The organism is Xanthomonas sp. 3793, assembly GCF_024806835.1.
GTDB classification, from domain to species: domain Bacteria; phylum Pseudomonadota; class Gammaproteobacteria; order Xanthomonadales; family Xanthomonadaceae; genus Xanthomonas; species Xanthomonas arboricola_F.
In genome coordinates, this window is record NZ_JANTYU010000006.1 from 300,707 (window position 1) to 323,553 (window position 22,847).

At 67.0% G+C, this 22,847-nt stretch carries 18 protein-coding genes; 3 read left to right on the plus strand and 15 right to left on the minus strand.

Annotated features, from left to right (window positions below; translation table 11 throughout):
* Positions 1-16 precede the first annotated feature (16 nt).
* The 3 genes from FHY18_RS19510 to FHY18_RS19520 all read left to right on the plus strand — a co-directional run bounded on the left by FHY18_RS19510 (position 17) and on the right by FHY18_RS19520 (position 2,816).
* Positions 17-787 (plus strand): SDR family oxidoreductase, encoded by a 771-nt coding sequence (locus FHY18_RS19510; RefSeq protein WP_259159231.1) that lies wholly within the window; start codon positions 17-19, stop codon positions 785-787.
* A gap of 124 nt (positions 788-911) precedes the next feature.
* Complete coding sequence (locus FHY18_RS19515) at positions 912-2,285, plus strand: NAD-dependent succinate-semialdehyde dehydrogenase (protein ID WP_259159232.1); 1,374 nt, start codon at positions 912-914, stop codon at positions 2,283-2,285.
* Between the two features lie 93 nt (positions 2,286-2,378).
* Positions 2,379-2,816, plus strand: a complete 438-nt coding sequence (locus tag FHY18_RS19520; protein WP_259159234.1) for a nuclear transport factor 2 family protein — start codon at positions 2,379-2,381, stop codon at positions 2,814-2,816.
* Between the two features lie 564 nt (positions 2,817-3,380).
* Here the strand turns inward: FHY18_RS19520 and FHY18_RS19525 are convergent.
* From FHY18_RS19525 to FHY18_RS19595, 15 genes are all read right to left on the minus strand, one after another.
* Positions 3,381-5,123 (minus strand): carboxypeptidase regulatory-like domain-containing protein, encoded by a 1,743-nt coding sequence (locus tag FHY18_RS19525; RefSeq protein WP_259159236.1) that lies wholly within the window; start codon positions 5,121-5,123, stop codon positions 3,381-3,383.
* A complete protein-coding gene (locus FHY18_RS19530; protein ID WP_259159238.1) occupies positions 5,120-7,384 on the minus strand; it encodes a DUF4175 domain-containing protein in 2,265 nt (754 codons plus the stop codon). Before FHY18_RS19530 ends, FHY18_RS19525 begins: the two co-directional genes overlap by 4 nt.
* A complete protein-coding gene (locus FHY18_RS19535) occupies positions 7,381-8,571 on the minus strand; it encodes a BatA domain-containing protein (RefSeq protein ID WP_259159241.1) in 1,191 nt (396 codons plus the stop codon). Before FHY18_RS19535 ends, FHY18_RS19530 begins: the two co-directional genes overlap by 4 nt.
* A gap of 525 nt (positions 8,572-9,096) precedes the next feature.
* Complete coding sequence (locus FHY18_RS19540) at positions 9,097-9,993, minus strand: DUF58 domain-containing protein (RefSeq protein WP_259159242.1); 897 nt, start codon at positions 9,991-9,993, stop codon at positions 9,097-9,099.
* Between the two features lie 10 nt (positions 9,994-10,003).
* Positions 10,004-10,996, minus strand: coding sequence for a MoxR family ATPase (locus FHY18_RS19545; RefSeq protein ID WP_259159244.1), 993 nt, complete (start codon positions 10,994-10,996; stop codon positions 10,004-10,006).
* A gap of 247 nt (positions 10,997-11,243) precedes the next feature.
* A complete protein-coding gene (locus FHY18_RS19550; RefSeq protein ID WP_259159245.1) occupies positions 11,244-12,062 on the minus strand; it encodes a DUF4159 domain-containing protein in 819 nt (272 codons plus the stop codon).
* The gene (locus FHY18_RS19555) at positions 12,059-13,393 is read right to left on the minus strand and encodes a TldD/PmbA family protein (protein ID WP_259159247.1); all 1,335 of its coding nucleotides are present in this window, start codon (positions 13,391-13,393) and stop codon (positions 12,059-12,061) included. Before FHY18_RS19555 ends, FHY18_RS19550 begins: the two co-directional genes overlap by 4 nt.
* Positions 13,394-13,407: 14 nt before the next feature.
* On the minus strand, positions 13,408-15,042 hold the full coding sequence (locus tag FHY18_RS19560; protein WP_259159249.1) for a TldD/PmbA family protein: 1,635 nt from the start codon (positions 15,040-15,042) through the stop codon (positions 13,408-13,410).
* Between the two features lie 764 nt (positions 15,043-15,806).
* Complete coding sequence (locus FHY18_RS19565; protein ID WP_259159250.1) at positions 15,807-17,435, minus strand: TldD/PmbA family protein; 1,629 nt, start codon at positions 17,433-17,435, stop codon at positions 15,807-15,809.
* A gap of 321 nt (positions 17,436-17,756) precedes the next feature.
* Positions 17,757-18,146 (minus strand): hypothetical protein, encoded by a 390-nt coding sequence (locus tag FHY18_RS19570; RefSeq protein WP_259159251.1) that lies wholly within the window; start codon positions 18,144-18,146, stop codon positions 17,757-17,759.
* Between the two features lie 70 nt (positions 18,147-18,216).
* Positions 18,217-18,471 carry a DUF2164 domain-containing protein gene (locus FHY18_RS19575; RefSeq protein WP_114996586.1) on the minus strand — a complete coding sequence of 85 codons (255 nt, stop codon included), beginning with the start codon at positions 18,469-18,471 and terminating at the stop codon, positions 18,217-18,219.
* A 114-nt stretch (positions 18,472-18,585) separates the two neighbouring features.
* Positions 18,586-18,972 carry a hypothetical protein gene (locus FHY18_RS19580; protein ID WP_259159252.1) on the minus strand — a complete coding sequence of 129 codons (387 nt, stop codon included), beginning with the start codon at positions 18,970-18,972 and terminating at the stop codon, positions 18,586-18,588.
* A 79-nt stretch (positions 18,973-19,051) separates the two neighbouring features.
* A complete protein-coding gene (locus FHY18_RS19585) occupies positions 19,052-19,519 on the minus strand; it encodes a LuxR family transcriptional regulator (protein WP_259159322.1) in 468 nt (155 codons plus the stop codon).
* 309 nt (positions 19,520-19,828) lie between these two features.
* Positions 19,829-20,845, minus strand: coding sequence for a class 1 fructose-bisphosphatase (locus tag FHY18_RS19590; RefSeq protein ID WP_259159253.1), 1,017 nt, complete (start codon positions 20,843-20,845; stop codon positions 19,829-19,831).
* A 700-nt stretch (positions 20,846-21,545) separates the two neighbouring features.
* Positions 21,546-22,748, minus strand: a complete 1,203-nt coding sequence (locus FHY18_RS19595; RefSeq protein WP_259159254.1) for an amino acid aminotransferase — start codon at positions 22,746-22,748, stop codon at positions 21,546-21,548.
* Between the last annotated feature and the right edge of the window lie 99 nt (positions 22,749-22,847).

Below are 22,847 nucleotides of genomic sequence, written 5' to 3' on the forward strand. Positions count from 1 at the left end.
TCACCAAGGCATTGTCATGACAACCACACTCGTCACCGGTGCCTCCAGTGGCATCGGCGCAGTCTACGCACATCGGTTCGCTGCACGTGGCCACCACCTAGTGCTGGTAGCGCGCGCCACCGACAGGCTCGACGCACTCGCCACACAACTGCGCGTCGAACATGCGGTCGCCGTCGAGGTGGTCACCGCCGACCTGACCGACCCGGCGCAGCTGCACAGCGTGACCCAGCGCATCAGCGACAGCCCGATCGACATCCTGGTCAATAACGCCGGTGCCAGCCTCAACGGGGGCTTGCTGCATGCGCAGCCCGCCGCACTCGAACAGCTATTGCGCCTCAATGCGTTGGTGCCGACCTTGCTTGCACGTGCTGCGTTGCCTGGCATGCTGGCGCGCGGCCACGGCGCCATGATCAACATCGCCTCAGCACTGGCGCTGTTGCCGGAGTACTCGCCAGGCATCTATGCCGCCACCAAGGCCTATGTGTTGGCACTGTCGCAGAGCCTGCACGTAGAAGTGGGTAACCGGGGTATCCAGGTGCAAGCGGTGTTGCCGGCCGCCACGCGTACCGAGATCTACACACGTGCCGGCATGGATATCAGCCGCGTCCCGGATGTGATGGAGGTGGACGCGCTGGTGGATGCGGCGCTGGTCGGCTTCGACCGCAAGGAGCTGGTGACCATTCCACCGCTGCCCAATTCCGCCGACTGGGATGCCTTCGAGCAGGCCCGCATGACCCTTGCCAAGGGCTTCAGTCATGCCGAACCGGCCGCACGCTATCGCCCTTGATCGCGCCAGGCTCAGTTGCCGCCGGCACCGCTTCTCAACCTCCCATACCGGCGTGCAACGCAGTTGCTGCGGCCACGCTGTTGCCCGCTGTCTTCCGCTCCATCCCTCCGCGTAAGGATCAGACATGACGTACAGAACGCTGAACCCCTATACCGAACAAATGACTTGCGTCTTTCCCGAACACACCGATGCGCAGGTGGAAGCCGCGCTTGCCGCTGCCGACGCGCTGTACCGCTCCAGTTGGTGTCGGCAGGACCGTAGCCAGCGTTTGGCGGTGCTGACCACGCTGGCCGAGGTGATCGCCAGCGAGCGCGATCTGCTGGCGCGCACCATGGCCGAAGAGATGGGCAAGCCGCTGCTGCAAGGGCTGATGGAAGCGGATCTGTGCGCAGACATCGCACGCTACTACGCGCGCATGGGAGAGGACTTGCTCAGGCCGCAGCCGCTGCATACCGATGTGGGGCAGGCAACTGTGGAATTGCACCCGATCGGCGTACTGCTGGCGGTGGAGCCGTGGAATTTCCCGCTGTATCAGTTGGTGCGCGTGGTCGCGCCGGCAATCGCCGTGGGCAACCCGGTCATCTACAAGCACGCCAGCATCGTGCCGCAATGCGCGGCCTTGTTCGAAGAGCTGGTGCTCCGCGCAGGCGCACCGCAGGGCGCGGTGAGCAACCTGTACATTTCCGCCGCCAAGGTGGCCGAGCTGATCGGCGACGACCGTATCCAGGGCGTGGCCTTGACCGGTTCGGAAGGTGCGGGCAGCAAGGTGGCCGCGCGGGCGGGCGAGATGCTCAAGAAGGCAACGATGGAGCTGGGCGGCAGCGATGTCTTCGTGGTGCTCGACGATGCCGATCTGGGCAAGGCCGTGGAAGGCGCCATCTTCGGGCGACTGGGCAATGCGGGCCAGGTCTGCACCGGAGCGAAACGTTTCATCGTCCATGCGTCCATTGCGCGGGCGTTTACCGACGCCTTCGTCACTGCCATGCAGTCGGCGCCGGTGGGCGACCCGCTGGATGCGCAGACCCTGCTGGGGCCGCTGGCTTCGCGCGAAGGGCTGGAAGGGCTGAGCAAACAAGTGGACGCCGCCATCGCCCATGGCGCCACCGTGTTGACCGGCGGCAAGCGTATCGATCGGCCCGGCTTTTTCTATGCGCCCACGGTGCTGACCGATGTGACGCCGCAGAACCCGGCCTTCTACGAGGAGTTCTTTGGCCCAGTGGCATTGTTGTTCGTGGTCCAAGACGACGCCGCAGCTGCGGCATTGGCCAACGATTCGGTGTTTGGCCTGGGCGGGACGATCTACTCCGGCGACATCGCGCGCGCACGTGCACTGGCAGCGCAGATCGAGACCGGCATGGTGTTCATCAATACTCCAACCACCTCGCGCCCCGAACTTCCGTTCGGTGGCATCAAGCGCTCCGGCTTCGGGCGCGAGCTGGGCGATGTGGGCATCAAGGAGTTCGTCAATCGCAAGCTGGTGGTGGTGGCCGGCGCCTGAGTCCAGTGGCGCCCGGCGTATCGATGCCGTGGCGCCTTTCTTGTCTGCACGCGCGGCATCCCTCGCCGTGCACTGCCATTGCGGAGCGTCGTCATGCACCCTGAAGCATCTTCCATTACCCACACCCACCCGCACGCCCTGCCTGCGCCCGCGCAACGGTGGCATCGCATCGTGCTGGAGCGCGACTGGGATGCGCTGCCGGCACTGCTGGACGCCCAGGCGACCTATCACACCCCTGCGCAGCTGGAACCGCTGCGCGGCAGGCAGGCAGTGACCGACGTGCTGCGCCTGGTATTCAGCGTCTTCGACAGCTTTGCGTACCTGCGCAGTTTCAGTGGCGAAGACGGGCATGCGCTGGAGTTCACCGCACGCGTGGGCGACAGCACGCTGTTCGGAATCGACCTGGTGCGCTTCGATGCCGATGGCAAGCTGGTGGAACTGGTGGTGATGCTGCGGCCGCGCGAGGGCCTGGATGCACTGGGTGCGGCACTGGCGCGACGCATCCAGCACAGCGCTGCGCCGCCCAAGTAAGCGCGGCCAACGAACGGTGGCCACATTGACGCTGACGAGCGCGTCAGGCGTGCACCGACTGCATAGCAGTGCGGCGTCAGCGGGGTGTGGTCGCGCTTGGGAGCTGTGCGTTCGATGGTTGTCACGCCCGGTGCTTGCGGGCTTTGCTGCGCGTCAGCGATGTTTCACAACGGCGAGCAAAATGCAGCGCGCCATCGTCGGCGAGCGTGGACGGCACGTTCGAAAACCGCAGTGGACGAGCCGTACATCCCGCACCAAGCAGCGTCCGCGTCTGCCTGGCGGTGCGTACAGTGTTTTATTAGATGTTCTACGCGCTGCTGTGAAGCTGCGGCGGAGAGCGAGCACCCGACTTACCATGTCGCTGCAGCGCTGGCGTATACCAGCGTGCGGTTCTGCGATCTTGGGACGCAATAAGCAAGGGCACCATTACCGCAGCACGCCTGTCGTACTGCCGTGGCTACTCAGGATCGCTTGCGCGCGACATCCGGGTCACGGGTACGAGGGCAGCGACGACGAAACGATTGGGCGCATCGGCTACGGCATTCGCAGCGACGCCCTCGGTCGTCAGGCGCGCCTGCGCTCCAGCCACCACGTGGCGGTTGCCACCGCCAGCCATAGCAGCAGCCACGGCCAGCGCGGTCCGGGCTGCGAGGCGGGGCGCGTCGTTGCAGGCGTGGATGCGTGCGCTGCGGCCAATGCCAGCGTGTGCGCGCGCAGTTGCTGCCGGTACAGCGCCGGCGCCTCGCCGGGTGCGCGCACATAGATCCAGCGTGGGCTGGGTCCGCCGTGCAGCCGATGCCAGCCGGTGGCAGCCGGCCAGTAGCCTGCGCAGCGCGCTGCGTTGCCGGTGCGTTCGACCAACAGACGCTGGCGGCTGCCATCGGGTGCGCCCACGGCCGCGTCGGCCGCCAGATCGCACAGGAGCATGCGTTGTCCCGACCAGCCCTCCTGCACCGACGATGCTGGCGCACCTGTCGGGCGTGCCACCGCGCCGAGCAATTGCGCCCAGAGCTGCGCATGCAGCGCGCGCTGGCCGGCCAGCACCAGCGTGTAACTGTCCTGGACCACGCTGACCCCGATGCGCCCGCGCCCGACACTGCGCCACCAACCCAGGGCCGTACCGTCGCGGGCGCGCGCGGAGATCACCGCATCGCTGCCCTGCGGCTGCAGGTTGCGGCGTTGCAGCGACGGCGGAGCGGTCTGTGTGCCGGCATCGCCAGGCGTGCCTGCCGGTGCCAGGGCAACGGCGCTGCTGGCGTCGCCGCCGGTCACCGCCAGCCCGAGCGCGGCCAGGGCGGTGCGGGTGGCGGCATCGGCCGGATCGGCCGCCTGCACCAGCACGCCCAGGCCGCGCGCGATCGCTGCGCTCACCGCCTGCCGTTGCGGGATGGGCATGGCCAGCAGGCGCCGGGCGTCGAGCACCAGCACATCCATCCGGTCGAGGCTGGCGACGTCCAGGCTGACCGCATCGCCCAGCTGCAGGCCGGCGCTGACGCTGACCTGGCTGCGCGCCACCAGTCCCGCATCGCTGGCCCAGCGGCGCAGGTACTTGAACTCCGGCTGCGGCGCACCGGCCAGCAGCACCACCCGGGCCGGCGGCACGGCGGCGATCTGCACCGGGACATCCAGGCGGCCCAGCTTGCCGCCGGCGGCATCGCGCAACTGCAGCGCGAACAGCACCTGCCCTGGTGCATTCGCCAGGCCACGCAGGCGCACCTGGCCCTGCGCATCCGGGCGGGCGCGATCGACGCGCTGGCCGGACGGGTCGAGCAGGTCCACCTGGGCGTTGGCCACGCCCTGCACCTGCGCGGTGAGGGTGACCAGCTGGCCCGGCGCGACGGCTGCCGGTGCCCAGGCCGCGACCAGCCCGCGCACGGGCGGGCCCAGCGCGGCCTGCACCGCCACCCCTGCCAGGCCATCGCGGTCGCGTGCGGGCAGGCCGTCGCCATGTACCACCACGCTGGCGGTGCCGGGGTTGCGACGCAGCGCAGTCGCCAGGTCGGGCACGCGCGGCACGCCGGGCAGGCGGGGGGCTTCCGGCAATGCCACCCACTGCGCGCCCGGGCGGATCTGCGTCGTGTCGGTGCCTGCGGTGGCCACCTGCAGCACGCCGGCAATGTCGGCTCGCGGTGGCGGCAGCAGCACCGGATAAAGCAGGACCGCCAGCACCGGCTGGGCGGCCAGCAACCACCACAGCCGGGCGCGCGCACGCGCCTGGGCTGCGCGCGCGCGCAGCAGACGGATCCAGCCGACGACCACCAGCAGCGCCAGAACGGCGGCCACCAGCCAGGGCAGTGCGGTGGTCATGGCGGTGGCCCCCCACGCAAGGCATCCAGGTAACGCTGGCCGCGCGCGTCGGCGGCCGGGCGGCGGTCCACCGGCGCCGGTGGTGCACTGAGCGTGGGCCACACCAGCGCACGCAGCTGCGCGCGGCAGCGCAGGCAGGCAGGCTCGCTGCGCAGGGTTTCCACCGCGGCCGCCACGCCGAGTGGGTCGGGCACCAGGTCCTGGGCGCCCTGCAGCCAGCGGGTGTAGCGATCGAGGACGGCCTCCGGTACCGCGCCGTCTTCGCCCAGCGCGGTCCACAGCGCCAGCGCCGAGGGGTCCGGTGGCGGTCGGGTGTCCAGGGCGGCGGGGCGGTCGCCCAGTCCGTCGCGCTTGCCGCTCATGCGCCGGCTCGGATCGATCGGCGGCAATTGCGTGCCGACGCGTGCGAGATAGATGCGCTCGGCCTGCTGCACCTGCTTGATGAAGCCCAGCGCCTTGTTGGCGAACGGCAGCGCGCGCTCGGGGTGGCCCTGGCGTAATTCGCCCTCGGATTGCCACATCTGGTCCAGCGCGGCGCGCAGCAGGGCACGGGTCTGCGGGTCCAGCAAGGTGGCCGCTTCGGCGTGGTCGTGGGTGTGGCCGAACTCGGTCAGCACGTCCTGCGCCTGGCCGAAGCCGCTGCGCTCGTGGCCCCCATCGGCGTGATCGTGGTCGTGATCGTCCAGGGCTGCCGCGCCGCTGGCGGGTGCAGCGGCGTGATCGTGATCGTGATCGTGATCGGCGTGTGGATGGGTGGCGTCGTGGGCGTGCTCGGCCGGCGCATCGGCGGTCGGCATGTCGGCGGTGGGCAAGTCATCGGCCGGGGTGTCGCTGGTGGGCGGTGCGTCGGCGGTCGGCGGGCCCTTGGGCGCGCCTTCGCTCTCTTCGCCCAGGAACTGGCCGTAGCGCAGCCGCAGCAGGCGCTGGTCCACGCCGATGGCGTCGGAGCGTTTGAGATAGGTGGCATCGTCCAGGCGCGGTTTTTCCTTCAGCAGCGCCTGCGCGTCGATGATGATCTGGCGCTGGCTGCGGAAATAGGCCGGCAAGGTCTGTTTGACGCTGGCTTCCAGGTCGGCGGCCATGCTTTGTTCCGGTGGCGGCCAGCGCAGGATCACGCTGGCGCTGCGGCCTTCCTGTGGGTCGGGCTGGCGGGTGTCGTGCACGATGAGCTGCGCGATCAGGTCGTCGCCGGCGGCCATGCCCAGCGCCTGCGGCTGCAGCGTGGTGGCGAAGCTGCGGCGGGTGGCCGGCCCGCTGCCGGTGAGCGGGCGGCGCTGGGTCTTGAAGGTGATGTTCTCGCCGCTGCCCTGGGCCAGGGTCAGGCGCAGCTCGGCGCTGGCGGCCACGGCGTAATCGTCGCCGGCTTCGAAGCGCAGGGTCCAGGGGCCATTGGCCGGCGTCCACAGCACCAGGCTCTGCTCGGGCGCAAGCACGCGCACCTGCGGCGGGCGGTCGGGCAGTACCTCCAGCCGGTGCAGTTGGCGGTCGGCGGGCGTGCCGTCGATGAGGATGCGGTACAGGCTGGCGCGCGTGGCGGTCCATTGCCCCTGCCACTGATCGCTGCTGCCCTGCCGGGCCAGCGGGATGAGGCGGCCGTCAGTCAGGCGCAGTGCCACGTTGCGCGGGGCCGGGCTGACCTGCAGCTGCCAGTCCAGCCGGGTGCCGACGGGCACGCGCGCGTCCAGGCCGGGCAGCCGCGCGGCGGGAAGGCCGGTGTAGGCCGGCGGTGTGCTGCGTAGCTGCGCCTGGCGCAGCATCGCAGCGCTGCTGCCGGCACCGGCGGCGCTCACCCGGTCGGCGGGGGCGGCAGGCGGCGGCGCACGCGGCGGCCACAGCAGTAACGCGCCGCAGGCGACCAGCCCGAGCAGACTCCAGGGCCATGCGCGTCGCCACGGCCAGGCCGGGCGCAGATCGCGCGGAGTGCTGCGCAGGCGCTGTTCCAGCCGCTGCCGTTGCAGCGCCTGCAGCGGGCCCAGTTGCGCGGCCGGCAAGAACAACAGGTCGCTGCTGTCGTCCAGGTCCGGTTCGCGATCCAGCCGACGGATCAGCCAGGTCTGATCCAGCTGCCGCGCTGCGTGCAGCGCGATGATGGCCAGTAGCACGATGCCCGCCAGCAACAGTGGCACCACCGCTGCGTGCGCGCCCATGCGCCAGGCCAGCGCACCCGGCAGCAACGCCAGCGGCCAGCCGAACACCAGCACGCCGGCAGCGCGCCGCCAGCGTGCGGCTTGCCACGCGCGCTGCAGCACCGGCGTGCTCATGCCGCGCTGCTCCTGCGCGGGGCGGTGGCCAGCCAACGCTCGAGCGCGAACAGCAGCAGCACCGCACCGATCAGCCACGATGCCAGCGGCCACGGCGGTGTACTCAGCCGGATCGCGCTGCCGCGCTGTGGTGGCAGTGTCTGCGCCAGGGCGCGTTGCGGGATGGCAGGTGGTTGCAGCGCAGCGTGCAGGCGGGTGGGGAAATCGGCGTCCAACAGTGCCGGCAGCTGCTGCGGCTGCAGTGGCGTGGCCCAGCGCAGCAGACGCCCGCGCCCGACTGCGGCGGCGTCGAGTACGGGCTGCCCCTGCAGGTCGAGCGCGGGCTGCAGCGCGGCGGCGAGTGCGGGCGGCACCGGCGTGCCCGCATCCAGCAGCAGCTGGCCGCCGGCTGCAACCCAGTCCTGCACCGGCGCGGGCGGAGCGGTGGACGACAACCATGCCACCACCGTGCCGGGCGCCCATCGCGCCGGCACTGCCTCGGCAGGCACGCCCACCGGCATGTTGCCCGGCAGCGCCCAGGCGGCATGCACCGCGCGTAGATAGCGCAGGGCCGGTGCGGCGCGGTCGTCGGCAATCGCCTGCAAGCGCAGCGGCGCGGTGGCAGGCGTGGCGGCCACCGGCGATGCACCGGGCAGCACCTGCCACTGCACTGCACGCGACAGCTGTACCCGCTGCGCATCCACCACGCCCCATTGCGCGGGCACGATCACGCTGAGCGGCGCGTCTACGGGCAGGCTGGCATCGAGTTCGCGCAGCAGGCTAGCCACCGGTTGCGGACTGTCGGCGTGTGGACCAGTGCCCTCGGTGGCATCGGCCCTGGCATCGATCGGTAAAAAGCCAGGCGCCAGCCACACCCACTGCGCATCCTTGGGCTGTGGCAGCGCGCGTGCCGCAGCCAGGTCCACACCCGGGCTCACCGCGATGCGCGGGCGCGCATCCTGCTGCGCGCGTAACGCGGGCTCGGCCAGCAGCAGTGCCACCACGGCCAGCAGCAGCAGGCGTACCAGCAGCAGCGGCAGTTCGTCCAGGCGCACGCGGTGGCGTGGGCGCGGCACCGCACGCAGCCAACGCAGCGCGGCAAACTCGGTGGGCCGGTGCTCGCTGCGCCGCGCCAGATGGATCAGCAACGGCAGCAGCAGCGCAGCCAGTGCCGCAAGCCCGGCCGGAAACAGCAACAGCAGATTCATGCCCCTGCCCCTGCACTGACGCTGCGCGCGCGTGCGTTCATGGCACTGCGGTGGTGCGTCCGTCTGTGGGCATGCTGGAGTTGTTGGCTGAGCTGCCACCGCCGCTGTAGCCGCAATCGCAGCGGGAGTTGCATCCACGGTTGCATGGCGTGCGCAGGCGCGACGGTGGTCGGCGTTGCACCCATGCGAAGACCTCGCCCAGGTAGCTGTGCTCGCAACTGCAACTGCAATCGCACCAGCATTGGCATGCAGAGCTGCATGGCATGCGCATGATCGACGTCGACAAGCACTGCCCTCATGCGCAGGGGATACCCGGGCAATGCAGATGCACCGCACACGGTGCTGGATACCGTGCCGACATCGACATGCCGCACACGATGGTCGCCGGTACGCGTGGCTGCCACTGCGGCCTGTGCCCGCTGGCAGCAACACGCATTCGGCGCTGCGGCGGCTGCACCGCCATGCTCCAACGCCGGACCGATAGCGAGATGGACGGCGCAGTCGCCACACCATACAGGCACGTGCTCATCGGGCCGCACCCCGACCGAACAGCTGGCGCAGCGCGGCATCGGCCGGCGCATCCAGGTAATGCACGGCATGCGCAATGCCGGCCGCTTGCCAGCGCGCCTGCCGCGCGCGCTGGGCCGCGGCGAAGCGTTGCAGATAGTCCTCGCGCATGGCCGCGCCATCGCCCAACAGTTCTTCGCCGGTTTCCGGGTCGCGAAAGCGGTGCCCGCCGCTGAATCGAAAATCGCGTTCGTCGCAGGTGAGCACCTGCAGCTGCAGCACTTCACGGCGCGCCGCCGCGAATTTTTCCAGTGCGCTCGCCAGCTCTTCATCGAACCCATCGCCGATGGACAGCAGCAGGTCGTGCGCGGCGATGCGTTCCCACAACGGCCGTAGCGCGTCCAGCCCGGGCCAGCGGCCGCCGGCGCGCAAGCCGTGCAAGGCCAGCCACAGCCGGTCGCGTTGGCGGCTGCCGACACCGGCCGGCACCGCGACCAGGCCGCCGCCATGCAGTGCATACAGGCCGACACGATCACCTTGCTGCAGCGCCACTTCGGCCGCGCATGCGGCCAGCGTCGCCATCGTGTGCAGGCGGGTGTGCGACGGCCGCGCGCTGTCGGCCTGCCCGGCCGAGGCAGTGGCATCGAGCAGCAACCACAGCGTCAACGGACTTTCGCGCTCGGCTTCGCGTACGAAAAAGCGGTCCGAGCGTGCGTAGAGCTTCCAGTCGATCTGGCGCAGCGCATCGCCCGGCTCGTAGGCGCGGTACTGCGCAAATTCCAGCCCGGCGCCGCGGCTGCGGCTGGCGTGCTGGCCGATCCCGTGCGCGCCCTGCGCCTGACGCCCACGCAGCTGCAGGCCGCGCAGGCGGCTGCGCACATCGGCGGGGATCAGGGCCGGCAGCGGTGAGTGCATGGCGCTGCGCTCAGCCCGGGAACGGCACGGCGTGCAGCAGCGCGGCAATCACATCGTCGGCACTGCGTTGTTCGGCTTCGGCGGCAAAGGACAGCAGCAGGCGATGCCGCATCACCGGAGCGGCCAGCGCCAGCACATCCTCGCGGGTGGCGGCGAGCCGGCCATGCAACAGCGCACGTGCCTTGGACGCAAGCACCAGCGATTGCCCCGCGCGCGGGCCGGCGCCCCACTTGATCCATTGCCGGACCTCATCGCTTGCCTGCGGGCCGGGCCGGCTGGCGCGCACCAGGCGATTGATCCAGGTCAGCAGATCCGCGCCCACATGCACTTGCCGCACATGCTGCTGCAGCGCCTGCACGCTGGCCGCGTCCATCACCTTGGGCACCTGTGCGCTGGCCGTGCCGGTGGTCTGGCTGAGGATGTCGCGCTCTTCCTGCTCGCTGGGGTAGTCCACGCGCACATGCAACAGGAAGCGATCCAGCTGCGCCTCCGGCAGCGGGTAAGTGCCGGCCTGCTCGATCGGGTTCTGCGTGGCCAGCACGAAGAACGGCGCCGGCAACGCATAAGTGGTGCCGGCGTAACTGACGGTGCGCTCGCTCATTGCTTCCAGCAGCGCGGCCTGGGTCTTGGGCGGGGTGCGATTGAGTTCGTCGGCCAGCAGCAGGTTGGTGAAGATCGGCCCCTGCTGGAAGCGGAAATGCCGATGCCCGGTGCCGTGGTCTTCTTCCAGCAACTCGGTGCCGAGAATGTCGCTGGGCATCAGGTCGGGAGTGAATTGCACGCGGCGAAACTGCAGCTCCAGCGCCTGCCCGAGCGAGCGCACCAGCAGCGTCTTGCCCAACCCGGGCGCGCCTTCCAGCAGGCAGTGGCCACCGGCGAGCAAGCCGATCAACAACTGCTCCACCACCGCTGCCTGGCCCACCACCGCCTGGGCCAGGGCTGCACGCAGCGCGCCGAGTTGGGAGAGCTGTGCGGTGAGGATGTCGTCGCTGGGGGAAGTCATGGGGGAAGTCTCGTTATTTGGCTGCTGGCGTAGGAGCGCGCTTGCGCGCGATGCTTTACCGGTAAATCTTCGTCGCGCACCAGCGCGCTCCTACAAAGGCATGCGGGGCTGGTGAGTGCGACGGCAGACGGTTGGCGGTGGTGTCGTGCCTGGAAAGATCTCCCGCACTTTCTGTAGGAGCGCGCTTGCGCGCGATGCGGCGTTACCGGGAAGGCATCGCGCGCAAGCGCGCTCCTACATGATGGTTTCAGTTGGTCAATGCATACATCACGATGTTCACTGCAAACCGGGTGTTGTCTTCGGCCAGGAAGCGTTTGTTGCGCCAGTCGTAATCCCATTCGCAGCCGTAATCCTTGTTGCTGTAGAGCACTCCCAGGCGTCCGTCGATGCTGATGCCCTTGAGATAGTCGTGCACCAGATCGTCGCCCCATCCATTGAGCTCGAAGCTGGTCGCCGGCGGGCCATCCGGGAACTTGAAGAACGCGCTGTAGAGGCGGTGGCTGTTGGGCAATTTCTGCAGTGCGCTCTTGCCGAACAGCGCGGTCATCTGCGCCTCGAACGAGGTGGCGAACAAGCCATCGATATCGTGGTTGCAATCGTCCACGAACACGAAGCCGCCATTGCGCACGTAGCGTTCGAAATTACGCCGCTCGGCCGGATTGAATTCCACCAGCTTGTGCCCGGACAGATAGCAGAACGGCGCCTGCAGCATGCGCGGGTCGGCCAGATCCAGCACATGCTCCTGCGGGTCCACGCGCAGCTGGGTGTAGTCGATCAACGAGGTGATCAGGTTGGAAGGCATACGCGCATCCACATCCCAATCGCCCGAGTCGTAGCGCAGCCGGGTAAACCAGAAATCGTAATTGCCTGCAGCACGCGCCGGCCACGGCAGCGCCAAACTGGCGGCACTGCCAAGCAGCAGACGAAGGAAATGGCGGCGCGTCGCGGGCGCCGCAGAAGCCCGCAGGCAGGGAATGGAACGCGTGAGGAATGCATCAGGCCCTGGAGAGCATGCACCGCTCTCCGAATCCCCAATCCCCAATCGCCAATCCCGGCTCTCAGTCACACCGCATCCGACAACGAGGTAAACGTGAAATCGCGCAGGCGCATCGGCGGGATCATCATCACGTAGCTGGATTCATCGCCGGCCACGCGCACCGGCCTGCCCAGTTCGTCGATATTGTTGAGCATGATGATCGGCGATTCGTTGAAGCGGAAATTCTTCACCGGGTACTTGATCTGCCCATTTTCGATGTAGAAGGTGCCGTCGCGGGTCAGCCCGGTCAGCAGCACGGTCTGCGGGTCGACCATGCGGATGTACCAGGTCCGCGTGACCAGGATGCCCTTTTCGGTGCCGCGCACCAGCTCTGCGATGTTCTTCTCGCCGCCGGCCATCAGCAGATTGCCTGGCTCGCCGATCGCACGCTTGCCGTTCTTCTGCGCCCAGTAGCGCGAATACTGCAGGTTGGCGACCTTGCCGTTTTCCACGATGGACATCTTTTCGCGCGGCAGGCCTTCTTCGTCCCACGGCAGCACGGCGGCACGCGCATCCCACGGGTCGGCGGTGATGTTCACGCGCGGGTCGTAGACCTGCTCGCCCAGCTTGTTGCCGCCACCTTTCTTGGACAGGAAGCTGCGGCCCTCGTCGGCCATGCGCGCATCGAAGTAGCGCATCATGAAGGAGATCAATCCTGCCGCCGCCGCCGGCTCCAGGATCACCGTGTACTTGCCCGGTTCCAGCGCCTTGGCTTCGGCCGAATCGCTGGCCTTGCGCATGGCGATGCGGATGTCCTGCTCGGCCTTGAAGTCGGCGGCGTCCTTCAGGTTGCGCCCCACCCAGCCCGAGCCACGGCCGTCTTCGGTGCGCACGGTGCAGGTGTAGTCGAAGCGCGCGTCGCGCTGATAGCCGAAGTTGCCCTTGCTGTTGGCAAAGGCGGTAAAGCTCTGGCCATCTTCCAGAAAGCCGGCGGCGATCAGGCCCTTGCCCTTGCACGGAGCGATCGAATCGGCGGCCACCTGCGCGCGGAACGCCGGGTCGATGGCGGCGGTGGATTCGCTGAAGGTGGGGCTGGCGGTGTAGGTCTGCTTGTCGACGGCCGGCATGAACTCCGGGTTTTCAGGCGCCAGCCTTGCCAGATCTTCGGCGCGGCGCACCACGCGTTCCAGCGATGCATCGTCGAACTCGTTGATGGTGGCGATGCCCACGCGCTTGCCGAACGCCACTTGCACCTGCAGATCGGTGTTGTCGACGATGCCGCTGGTGGACACGTTGTTGAGTGCGAAACGGATATTGCCGTCGATGGTGCCGGTGAGCGTGGCGGTGCACTCGTCGGCCTTGGACAATTTGATGACCTTGTCCAGGATGGCCTTGGCCTGCGCTTCGGTAAGGATGCTCATGTGGGTTTCTCCTGTCAGCCGAGCGAGCGGGCGGTGTTGATGACGTTGATGCCGTCGAAACGGGCGGTGGACGAGCCATGCGAGACCGCCGAGGACTGGCTCGGCTGGCCCTTGCCGTCGAAGAACGAGCCGCCCAGGCGGTAGTCGCGTTGATCGGCCACCGCGCTGCAGGCGTTCCAGAATTCCGGCGTGCGGATCTGGTAGGCCACGTCCTCGAGCATGCGGGTGATCGCGCCGTTCTTGATCTCGTAGAACAGCTGGCCGCCGAACTGCGCGTTGTAGCGCTGCTGGTCGATGGAAAACGAGCCGTCGCCGATGATGTAGATGCCGTTTTCCACGTTCTTGATCAACTCGCTCACGCTCAACGGCGTCTTGCCGGCGGCCAGCGAGACATTGGCCATGCGCTGGAACTGCACGCTCGACCACGAGTCCGCATAACAGCAACCATCGGAGGCGGTCTTGCCGAGGATATGCGCCTGGTCGCGGATGGCCTGGTAGTCCACCAGCTTGCCGTCGCGGATCAGATCCCACTGCTTGGTCTTGACGCCTTCATCGTCGTACCCCACCGCGCCCAGGCTGCCGGGCTGGGTCTTGTCGGCCAGGATATGCACCTTGTCGCTGCCGTACTGGAAACCGGCCTTGAGCTTGTCCAGCGTGGCGAAACTGGTACCGGCGAAATTGGCCTCGTAGCCGAGCACGCGGTCCAGCTCCAGCGGGTGGCCCACCGACTCGTGGATGGTGAGCCAGGTGTGCGAGGGGTCCAGCACCAGATCGTACTTGCCCGGCTTCACCGATGGCGCCTTGAGCTTTTCCTGCGCCTGCTTGGCCGCGGCGATCGCGTCTTCCTTCATGTCGTAGGACAGGCCGTAATTGACCACGCCGTTGGGCGAGACGAACTTGCCCGATGCCGCACCGTCCAGGTATTCGTAGCCCAGGCCCATCGGCGCAGACAGCCCGTCACGGGTGCGGAACTTGCCGCTGGCCTTGTCGATGGCGGTGACGCTCAGCGGCGCCCAGATGCGGTGCACGTCCTGGTCGATGTACGAGCCGTCGGTGCTGGCGAAATACTTCTGCTCGTTGACCACGAACAGCATCGAGTTGACGAAGTTGGCGCCGGCAGCGGTGGCGGCAGCGTTGACGCCCAGCAGCAGATCCACCTTGTCCTTGATCGGCACCTCCATCGCGTTCTTCTTGATCGGCGTCTTCCAGCTGACCTCGCCGACGCCGGGCGTCGGCGCCAGTTGTACCGGCGTACCCTGCACCCTGGCATTGGCCTTGGCGATGGCAGCCGCCTGCGAAGCGGCCTTGGCCACGCCCTGCTCGGTCAGCTCGTTGGTGGCAGCAAAACCCCATGCTCCGCCCACGATCACGCGGATGCCGGCACCGATGGATTCGGTGTTGACCACATTCTGTACCTTGTCTTCGCGGGTGATGACGAACTGCCGCAGATAGCGGCCGATGCGCACATCGCAATAGCTCGCTCCGGCCTGCCGCGCGGCATTGAGCCCGGCATCGGCCAGGCGCTTCTTGAGGCCGACATCGAAGGGCGTCAACAACTGCTCGGCGGCAATCGCCTTGCCGAAGTAGGCCGGCACGATCAGCCCACCCATGGTCAGCCCGGTCAGGGCAAGGAAATCACGTCGCTGCACGGCAACTCCCCAATAGTCCCGCGCGGCGCGCAGGTGATCTGGTGACGCACAGATGGGTATCTGCACGGTATCGCCGATTCTTGCCGGGCGATGAACGCTGCGTCAAATGACTTTCGGCAGGGGTGCAGCGGCAATCCCTGTGCTCGTCTGAATCGATTGGCACGGCTATCTGCATGCAAGTCTGGCGAGCGGGGCTGGTTGCGTGCAATGGATGCTTCGCGCGGGAACATGTGGTGGATGTCGTGCATGCTCGCCCTATTCACGACGATGCGATGCCATCACGCTCAATAGCTGCTGCGCAGGTTCAGAGCGGCTGACAAACTGCGTGGGCGATCTGCGCGCTGGCTGCAGGGCCCTTGCCCGCCCACCCTCGCGGGACACGCCGCAAGTACGTCCCTGTAGGCTCTGACGCGGCATCCATGCCGCGTAAGGTTCCGCGATGGTGGGCGAGCAAGGGCCAGTCGAGAGTGTCGGTACGCATAGTGAGCAAAGCATGACGTGCGTTGTTTGAAGAACGCCGCGGATCATCTTCGCAACGCAAGGCGATCAACCTGTTCAGGCTTCAAAAAAAAGCAACCGACCCACTCTCTGGTGCGGTGTCCTCGCCGATTGCGGGACCGTGTGGCGGCATGGATGCCGCCACCGAGCCTACAGGGACGTACTTGCGGCGTGTCCCGCGAGCGGCGAGGGCACCGCGCACTCGACTGACCAAGCTTTTGATCGCACCCAACAACGCTGCGAATCGACATCACGATGAGCCGCTCTCAGCCTAACGAACGCGCGGTATTGATCACGTTGATACCATCGAAGCGCGCCGTGGCCGAGCCATGCGACACTGCCGACACCTGGCTGGGTTGGCCCTTGCCATCGAAGAACGAGCCGCCCAAACGGAAGTCGCGCTCGTCGCACACCGCGCTGCAGGCGTTCCAGAATTCCGGCGTGCGAATCTGATAGGCGCCGTCTTCCACCAACCGCGTGACCTGGCCGTTCTCGATCTCGTAGAACAGCTGCCCGCCGAACTGGGCGTTGTAGCGCTGCTGATCGATCGAGTACGAGCCGCGCCCGTGGATGTACAGCCCGCGCTCGACGTTCTTGATCATGTCCGCCACCGCCAGCGGCGTCTTGCCCGGAGCCAGCGACACATTGGGCATGCGCTGGAACTGCACGTTGGACCACGAGTCGGCGTAACTGCAGCCATCGGAGGCGGTCTTGCCGAGCAGATGCGCCTGATCGCGCGTGCATTGGTAGTCGACCAGGATGCCGTCCTTGACCAGGTCCCATTGCTTGGTCTTGACGCCCTCATCGTCGTAGCCCACCGCACCCAGGCTGCCTGGCTGCGTCTTGTCGGCGACGAAGGTCACCGCGTCGCTGCCCCAGCGGAATTTCGCATCGCGCTTGTCCAGCGTGGCGAAACTGGTGCCGGCGTAGTTGGCCTCGTACCCGAGCACGCGATCGAGCTCGAGCGGATGGCCCACCGACTCGTGGATGGTGAGGAACAGATTGCTCGGGTCGATCACCAGATCGTATTTGCCGGCCTTCACCGAGGGCGCGGTGAGCTTGGCGCGCGCCTGCTTTGCGGCGGCAATGGCGTCTTCGCGCGCATCGTAGCTTTTTCCATACCCGACAAGCCCGCCAGGTAGCGCGTGCTTCTCGCGCGCATCGCCGTCCAGATACTCGTAGCCCATGCCCATCGGCGAAGACAGCCCGTCGCGGGTGCGGAACTTGCCGCTGGCCTTGTCCACCGCCGTCACGGTGAAGGGCAGCCACAGCCGGTGCACATCCTGATCGATATAGGAGCCATCGCTGCTGGCGAAGTATTTTTGCTCGTTGATGGCAAACATGCGCGAGGCCACGAAGGTGGCGCCGGCGTTGAGCGCGGCCGCATTGACGTCCATCAGCAGCGCCACCTTGTCCTGCAGCGGTACCTCCATCGCATTCTTCTTGATCGGCGTGCGCCAGCGCACTTGCCCGGCCGCTGTCACGGGCGCCAGCTGCACAGGCGTACCACCCAGCCGCGCGTTGGCCTTGGCGATCGCCACCGCCTGGCGCGTGGCGGTGGCCACGCCATCGCTGGTGAGCGTGTTGGTGGCCGCAAACCCCCACGCGCCATCGGCCAGCACGCGCACGCCCACGCCGCTGGATTCGGCGTTGACCACGTTCTCCACCTGCGCCTCGCGGGTGATCACGAACTGGCGCAGATAACGGCCTACGCGCACATCGCAATAACTGGCACCGGCTGCCTTGGCGGTGCTCAGCGCGGTATCGGACAAGCGCCGGCTGCGCACGGCATCGTTGGGTGTGAGCAACTGTTCGGCAGCGATCAGGCGCGTATGCGGCAGCAGCAACCCGGCTGCACCGATGCCGGACAAGGTGAGGAAGGTACGACGGTCCACGGCGGTTCTCCGTTGAAGGCGAGCGGCACGACCCCCGCCGTGCCAGCCCCCGAGACTGGCCGGTGTGGGCGTTGGCGGTCAAGGGGGCAGCGCCGGCGGGCCGGCGTCCGCGTCCAGATCGCATGGTGCGTGGCGATACGATGCGGACACCGTGCGGCTGTCGAAAGGCGCGCCGACATGCGGGCAGCGGCAGCGCCCGCATCGATCCAGATCCCTATGTACCGTTTGTGCACTTCTGCGTTGCAGCACATCGAAACGTCAAGCGCCGTAGCAGAACCGAGCACGACCACTGGCGATGGCAGGCTGTATGCGCTGAGTGCATCAGCGTGCTGCCGTGTGCCGCAATCGCCGGTCCAGCAGATAGCCGAGCGCGCCGCCGACGGCGATGGGCAGCAGTGCATAGATCGGGATGAAGATCAGCGCCAGCGCCGACTGCGCGTCTGCACGCAGATCCAGCGTGGCGTGCGCCCAGGCCAGCGCACCGAAGCCCAACGCACAGGGGACAAGTAGCGAGATCGGACGCCGGTACAGGAAGCTGATGCCGAGCAGCGCGCCCCATGCAATCGCATTGAACGCACCCAAGAGCAGCCAGCCGCCGATAGCCGTGTCGGTGTATTGCGCAAGCCATTCCGCCCCGCGCGGCAGGCGCGCCGCGTAGGGCAGCAGCACACCAACCAGCACAATCATGAAACGGCAACTCCGCATGGTCATTCGCACGCCATCCCTGCTGGTAGGAACGAGGGTGTTGGCTCTCGTCATCGCATCCGCGTGGTGAGACCAGTCACTTTTTGAAGTCGGTCGGACGTTCCAGCTGGTAGATCGACTCTCCCAGATCGTCCAGCTGCTTGGCGATGATCGCCTGGGCATCGTAGACGCCACGGTTGTAAAAGTACGCTCCGACTTCTTCGGCAAAGAAATCGAGCAGGAACTCTGCATCGAAGCGTCCGATCTGCTGCTTTAGCTCCTCGCTGAAGTAAAGCTGGACCTTGCGGATGATCGCCGCCCGCTCGCCTTCGGTGAATTTGATATTGGTCATGGAGGCTCGGCGCAACGACGGTCTCGGGACGATTTGCATTGAGACGCAGGCAGCTTGGCGCGACTGGTGCCTGTTGAACCCAACCGCTTGCCTGGTCGGTATCGAGATCGAGGCTTAGGTGGCAGCCGGCCAACGGGCAGGCCGGCCGGCCCGAATGTAGTCGAGGTATTCGGACTCGGCAATCCCAAGGTTGGTCCAGCGCGTGGGGTCCGCTGCCAGGGATGTGCTGGCATACGTCACGGCAGAGGCAGCGTCCGCAAAAATGGCAGCAGGGGCGTCCGGTCCATCCGGATCGAAAGACATGAAGTCATACAGGTCCGAATGGTCCTGGCTGCCAATGTCCTCCACGTCATGAATCCACACCTCGATGGAGTCGTTTGCCGGGCGTAACTCGATATGGCGAATGTACGTTGCATCGACTGGGCTTTTTCCGAGGAACTGCTCGACCGACGTGTTGCGCCGTAACGTAGCTGGAATATCAACCGGTAAAAGATGTCGCATACGGCCTCCCTGCCTTCAAGCTACCGCTGCTCCAAAAATACATCGAGCCGCGCCGCTGTGCGGCGTGGCTCGACAGTGCTCACTTGGTCTGACTTGCCACGCGCTTGAAATACGCCGTGCGCATCATCGGGTTGCCGTCCTTGAAGTACGCTTCGATCTCGGTCATCACCTTGCCATCGGCGCTGACCGTATAAGTGCGTGTGGATGCCGGCACGCCTTGATACATCAACTGCATGACCAGCACGCCGGGCTCGGGCATTTTGACTGCGGCACGATCGACCAGGTAGGTGCCGGATGCCTTGCCCGGCGTGCCGTCCAGCGACAGCGTGGATTGCGCCTGCAAGGTGTTGTTGTCGTGTTCGACGATCTCGGCGCTGGTGGCCCATTTGTTGCCGGGGACCTGTTTGAAATCCAGGACGACACGTTTGGGTCGTGCAGCAGGTGGCATCGGCAGGCTGCTGGTGTCCAGCAGCCAGGTTCCGACCAGTGGCGAGGTTGCGGTTGATGCGGAGAATGCGGGTGTGGCTTGCAACATGACGGCAGCCACCAGTGCAACACATGCGGTCTTCATGTGAACTCCCTGATCGATACGTGGTCCCTGCGGGCAGTCATGCGACTGTTCGCAAGGCACTGTGAGTAGATCAACTTCCCGTAGACCGTCCCACTCCGGCCCGATCGCGGTATACATCGCTGCCCGGAGCGGAGTCAATTGAGCGCAGGAGATCACGGTTGGTGCGGTCCTCGTCGATCGCCACGCCGTCGCGTGCTGCGCAGTCGGTTATTGCCACAAACAAAGACACCCGCACTGGGCGGGTGTCCTGGGTGAATCCACGCTGTGTGTGGCTTGCGCCGCAAATCAGCCCTGCGCCTTGTCGAACTCAACGTGATATCGCGTGGCCTCGTTGACTTCGTTCTTCGAGCCCAAAAACACCGGCACGCGCTGGTGCAGCTGCGTGGGTTGGATGTCCAGAATGCGCTCGCGCCCGGTGGTCGCCGCGCCGCCGGCTTGCTCGACCAGCATGCTCATCGGGTTGGCTTCGTACATCAGGCGCAGCTTGCCCGGCTTGGACGCGTCCTTCTTGTCCCAGGGATAGATGAAGATGCCGCCGCGGGTGAGGATGCGGTGCACGTCGGCGACCATGCTGGCGATCCAGCGCATGTTGAAGTCCTTGCCGCGGCTGCCGTCCTTGCCCGCCAGCAGATCGCCCGCGTAGGACTGCATGGCCGGTTCCCAGTGGCGCTGGTTGGACATGTTGATGGCGTATTCGGCGGTGTCTTCGGGCACGCGCATGTTGGCCTGGGTCAGCAGGAAGCTGCCTTCCTCGCGCTCCAGGGTGAAGGCGTGGGTACCGTGGCCCAGTGTGAGCACCAGCATCGTGCTGGGGCCGTAGATGCAGTAGCCGGCGGCCACCTGTTGCGTGCCCGGCTGCAGGAAGTGCTCGTCGCCGGGCTTTTCGGTGCCCTTGGGCGCGCGCAGCACCGAGAAGATGGTGCCCACCGACACGTTGACGTCGATGTTGGAGCTGCCGTCCAGCGGGTCGAACAGCAGCAGGAAATCGCCGCTGGGGTATTGGTCGGGCACCGGCTGGCTGTGGTCCATTTCTTCGGAAGCGCACGCAGCCAGATGGCCGCCCCAGGCATTGGCTTCCAGCAGGATGTCGTTGCTGAGCACGTCGAGCTTCTTCTGCGCCTCGCCCTGCACGTTGCCGGTGCCGGCATCGCCGAGCACGCCGCCCAGGGCGCCCTTGCTCACGGCAATGGAAATGCGCTTGCAGGCGCGCGAGACGATGGTGATCAGCTGGCGCAATTCCGCATCGATACGGCCGGCGTGTTGCTCTTCGATCAGGAAGCGGGTCAGCGAGGGACGCGACATGGGGGCGGGCAGCCTGTGTAGGAAGTGGGCCGCCATTGTCGCCATTGCGCCGTTAGATTTCGATCACTTGCTGCGCGTTTTGCAGCGTGATTGATCGAACTTGCGCGAATGGGGGATCGTGGTGGGTCAGCGATGGTTGCGCTGCGCTTGCCCCCATCCGCCCTTCGGGCACCTTCCCCCGCAGGCGGGGGAAGGGAGCGTTGCCGGTGCGTGGGTGGCGGGTTGGCGATGGTGGCGCTGGGTTTGCCCCCATCCGCCCTTCGGGCACCTTCCCCCGCAGGCGGTTGAAGGGAGCGTTGCCGGTGCGTGGGTGGTGGTGGGTTGGCGATGGTGGCGCTGCGCTTGCCTCGATCCGCTCTTCGGGCAGCTTCCCCCGCAGGCGGGGGGAAGGGAGCGTTGCCGGTGCGTGGGTGGTGGTGGGTCAGCGATGGTGGCGCTGCGCTTGCCTCGATCCGCTCTTCGGGCAGCTTCCCCCGCAGGCGGGGGAAGGGAGCGTTGCCGGTGCGTGGGTGGTGGTGGGTTGGCGATGGTTGCGCTGCGCTTGCCCCGATCCGCCCTTCGGGCACCTTTCCCCGCCGGCGGGGAGGGACGCGGCGAGGGCAGGGGAGCGAGCGGCGGCTGTGCGCACAAAAAAACCGGGAGGCTGGCGCGCTCCCGGTTTGCTGGCATTGGCCGGTGTGGCCGATCGCGATGCGGTTGCTTACATCCGGCTGACGGTCGCCACGGCCTGCGCCACGTAGTCCAGGTTGCGCTGGCTCAGTGCGGCCACGCAGATGCGGCCGGTGCCCACGGCGTAGATGGCGAACTCTTCGCGCAGGCGGTCCACCTGGGTCCTGGTCAGGCCAGAGTACGAGAACATGCCGGCCTGGCGCTGGATGAACTCGAATTCCGGCGAACCCAGCGTGGCCAGTTTTTCGACCAGGCCTGCACGCAGCGAATGGATGCGCTCGCGCATTTCGGTCAGTTCCTGCTCCCACAGATCGCGCAATTCCGGGCTGGTCAGCACGCCGGCCACCAGCGCGGCGCCGTGCGTGGACGGGCTGGAATAGATGGTGCGGATGATGCGCTTGACCTGCGACTGCACCGCCTTGGCTTCGGCCGCGGTGGCCGAGACCACCGACAGCGCGCCCACGCGCTCGCCATACAGCGAGAACGATTTGGAGTAGGAGCTGGCGACCACGTAGCTGTCGATGCCTTCGGCAGCGAGCAGGCGCACCGCGTAGGCATCGGCTTCGATGCCCTTGTCGAAGCCCTGGTAGGCGATGTCGACGAACGGGAACAGGTTGCGTTCCTTCAACAGGCCGGCGACCTGCTTCCACTGGTCCTTGGTCAGGTCCGCGCCGGTGGGGTTATGGCAGCAGGCGTGCAGCAGTACCACCGTGCCCGGCTCCAGCCTGGCCAGGTCGGCGAGCATCCCGTCGAAGTTCAGGCCGTGGGTCGCCGCGTCGAAATAGGTGTAATCCACCACCTCGAAGCCGGCCGCGCCGAACACTGCGCGATGGTTTTCCCAGCTGGGGTTGCTGATGGCGATGGTGGCCGTGGGCAGCAGCTTCTTGAGCAGGTCCGCGCCCACGCGCAGCGCACCGCTGCCGCCGACGGTCTGCGAGGTCGCCACGCGGCCGGAGGCCACCAGCGCCGACTCGGCGCCGAACAGCAGCTCCTGGGTGGCCTTGTCGTACGCGGCCAGGCCGTCGATGGGCAGATAGCCGCGCGGTTTGGCTTCCTGCGCGAGCTGCTGCTCGATCTTGTGCACGGCGCGCAACAGCGGGATGCGCCCGTTTTCGTCGTAATAGATGCCCACGCCCAGATTGACCTTGTTGGGGCGGCTATCGGCGTTGTAGGCCTCGGTCAGGCCCAGGATGGGGTCGCCTGGAACCTGTTCCACGTTTGCAAAGAAGGACACGGCATGACTCGCTGAAGGACGAAAGAGTGGGGTACTTCCGGGTTGCTCGGCCGCAGCTGGGCCAAACCACTTCATCGTAGCAGCCCATGGCCGGCGTAG

Bases quoted from the DNA above. Each gene is read 5' to 3' on its own strand.
- FHY18_RS19535 (WP_259159241.1), bottom strand. From the start codon at position 8,571: ATGAATCTGCTGTTGCTGTTTCCGGCCGGGCTTGCGGCACTGGCTGCG.
- FHY18_RS19590 (WP_259159253.1), bottom strand. From the start codon at position 20,845: ATGTCGCGTCCCTCGCTGACCCGCTTCCTGATCGAAGAGCAACACGCC.
- FHY18_RS19530 (WP_259159238.1), bottom strand. From the start codon at position 7,384: ATGAGCACGCCGGTGCTGCAGCGCGCGTGGCAAGCCGCACGCTGGCGG.
- FHY18_RS19520 (WP_259159234.1), top strand. From the start codon at position 2,379: ATGCACCCTGAAGCATCTTCCATTACCCACACCCACCCGCACGCCCTG.
- FHY18_RS19570 (WP_259159251.1), bottom strand. From the start codon at position 18,146: ATGACCATGCGGAGTTGCCGTTTCATGATTGTGCTGGTTGGTGTGCTG.
- FHY18_RS19525 (WP_259159236.1), bottom strand. From the start codon at position 5,123: ATGACCACCGCACTGCCCTGGCTGGTGGCCGCCGTTCTGGCGCTGCTG.
- FHY18_RS19575 (WP_114996586.1), bottom strand. From the start codon at position 18,471: ATGACCAATATCAAATTCACCGAAGGCGAGCGGGCGGCGATCATCCGC.
- FHY18_RS19540 (WP_259159242.1), bottom strand. From the start codon at position 9,993: ATGCACTCACCGCTGCCGGCCCTGATCCCCGCCGATGTGCGCAGCCGC.
- FHY18_RS19510 (WP_259159231.1), top strand. From the start codon at position 17: ATGACAACCACACTCGTCACCGGTGCCTCCAGTGGCATCGGCGCAGTC.
- FHY18_RS19515 (WP_259159232.1), top strand. From the start codon at position 912: ATGACGTACAGAACGCTGAACCCCTATACCGAACAAATGACTTGCGTC.
- FHY18_RS19545 (WP_259159244.1), bottom strand. From the start codon at position 10,996: ATGACTTCCCCCAGCGACGACATCCTCACCGCACAGCTCTCCCAACTC.
- FHY18_RS19555 (WP_259159247.1), bottom strand. From the start codon at position 13,393: ATGAGCATCCTTACCGAAGCGCAGGCCAAGGCCATCCTGGACAAGGTC.
- FHY18_RS19580 (WP_259159252.1), bottom strand. From the start codon at position 18,972: ATGCGACATCTTTTACCGGTTGATATTCCAGCTACGTTACGGCGCAAC.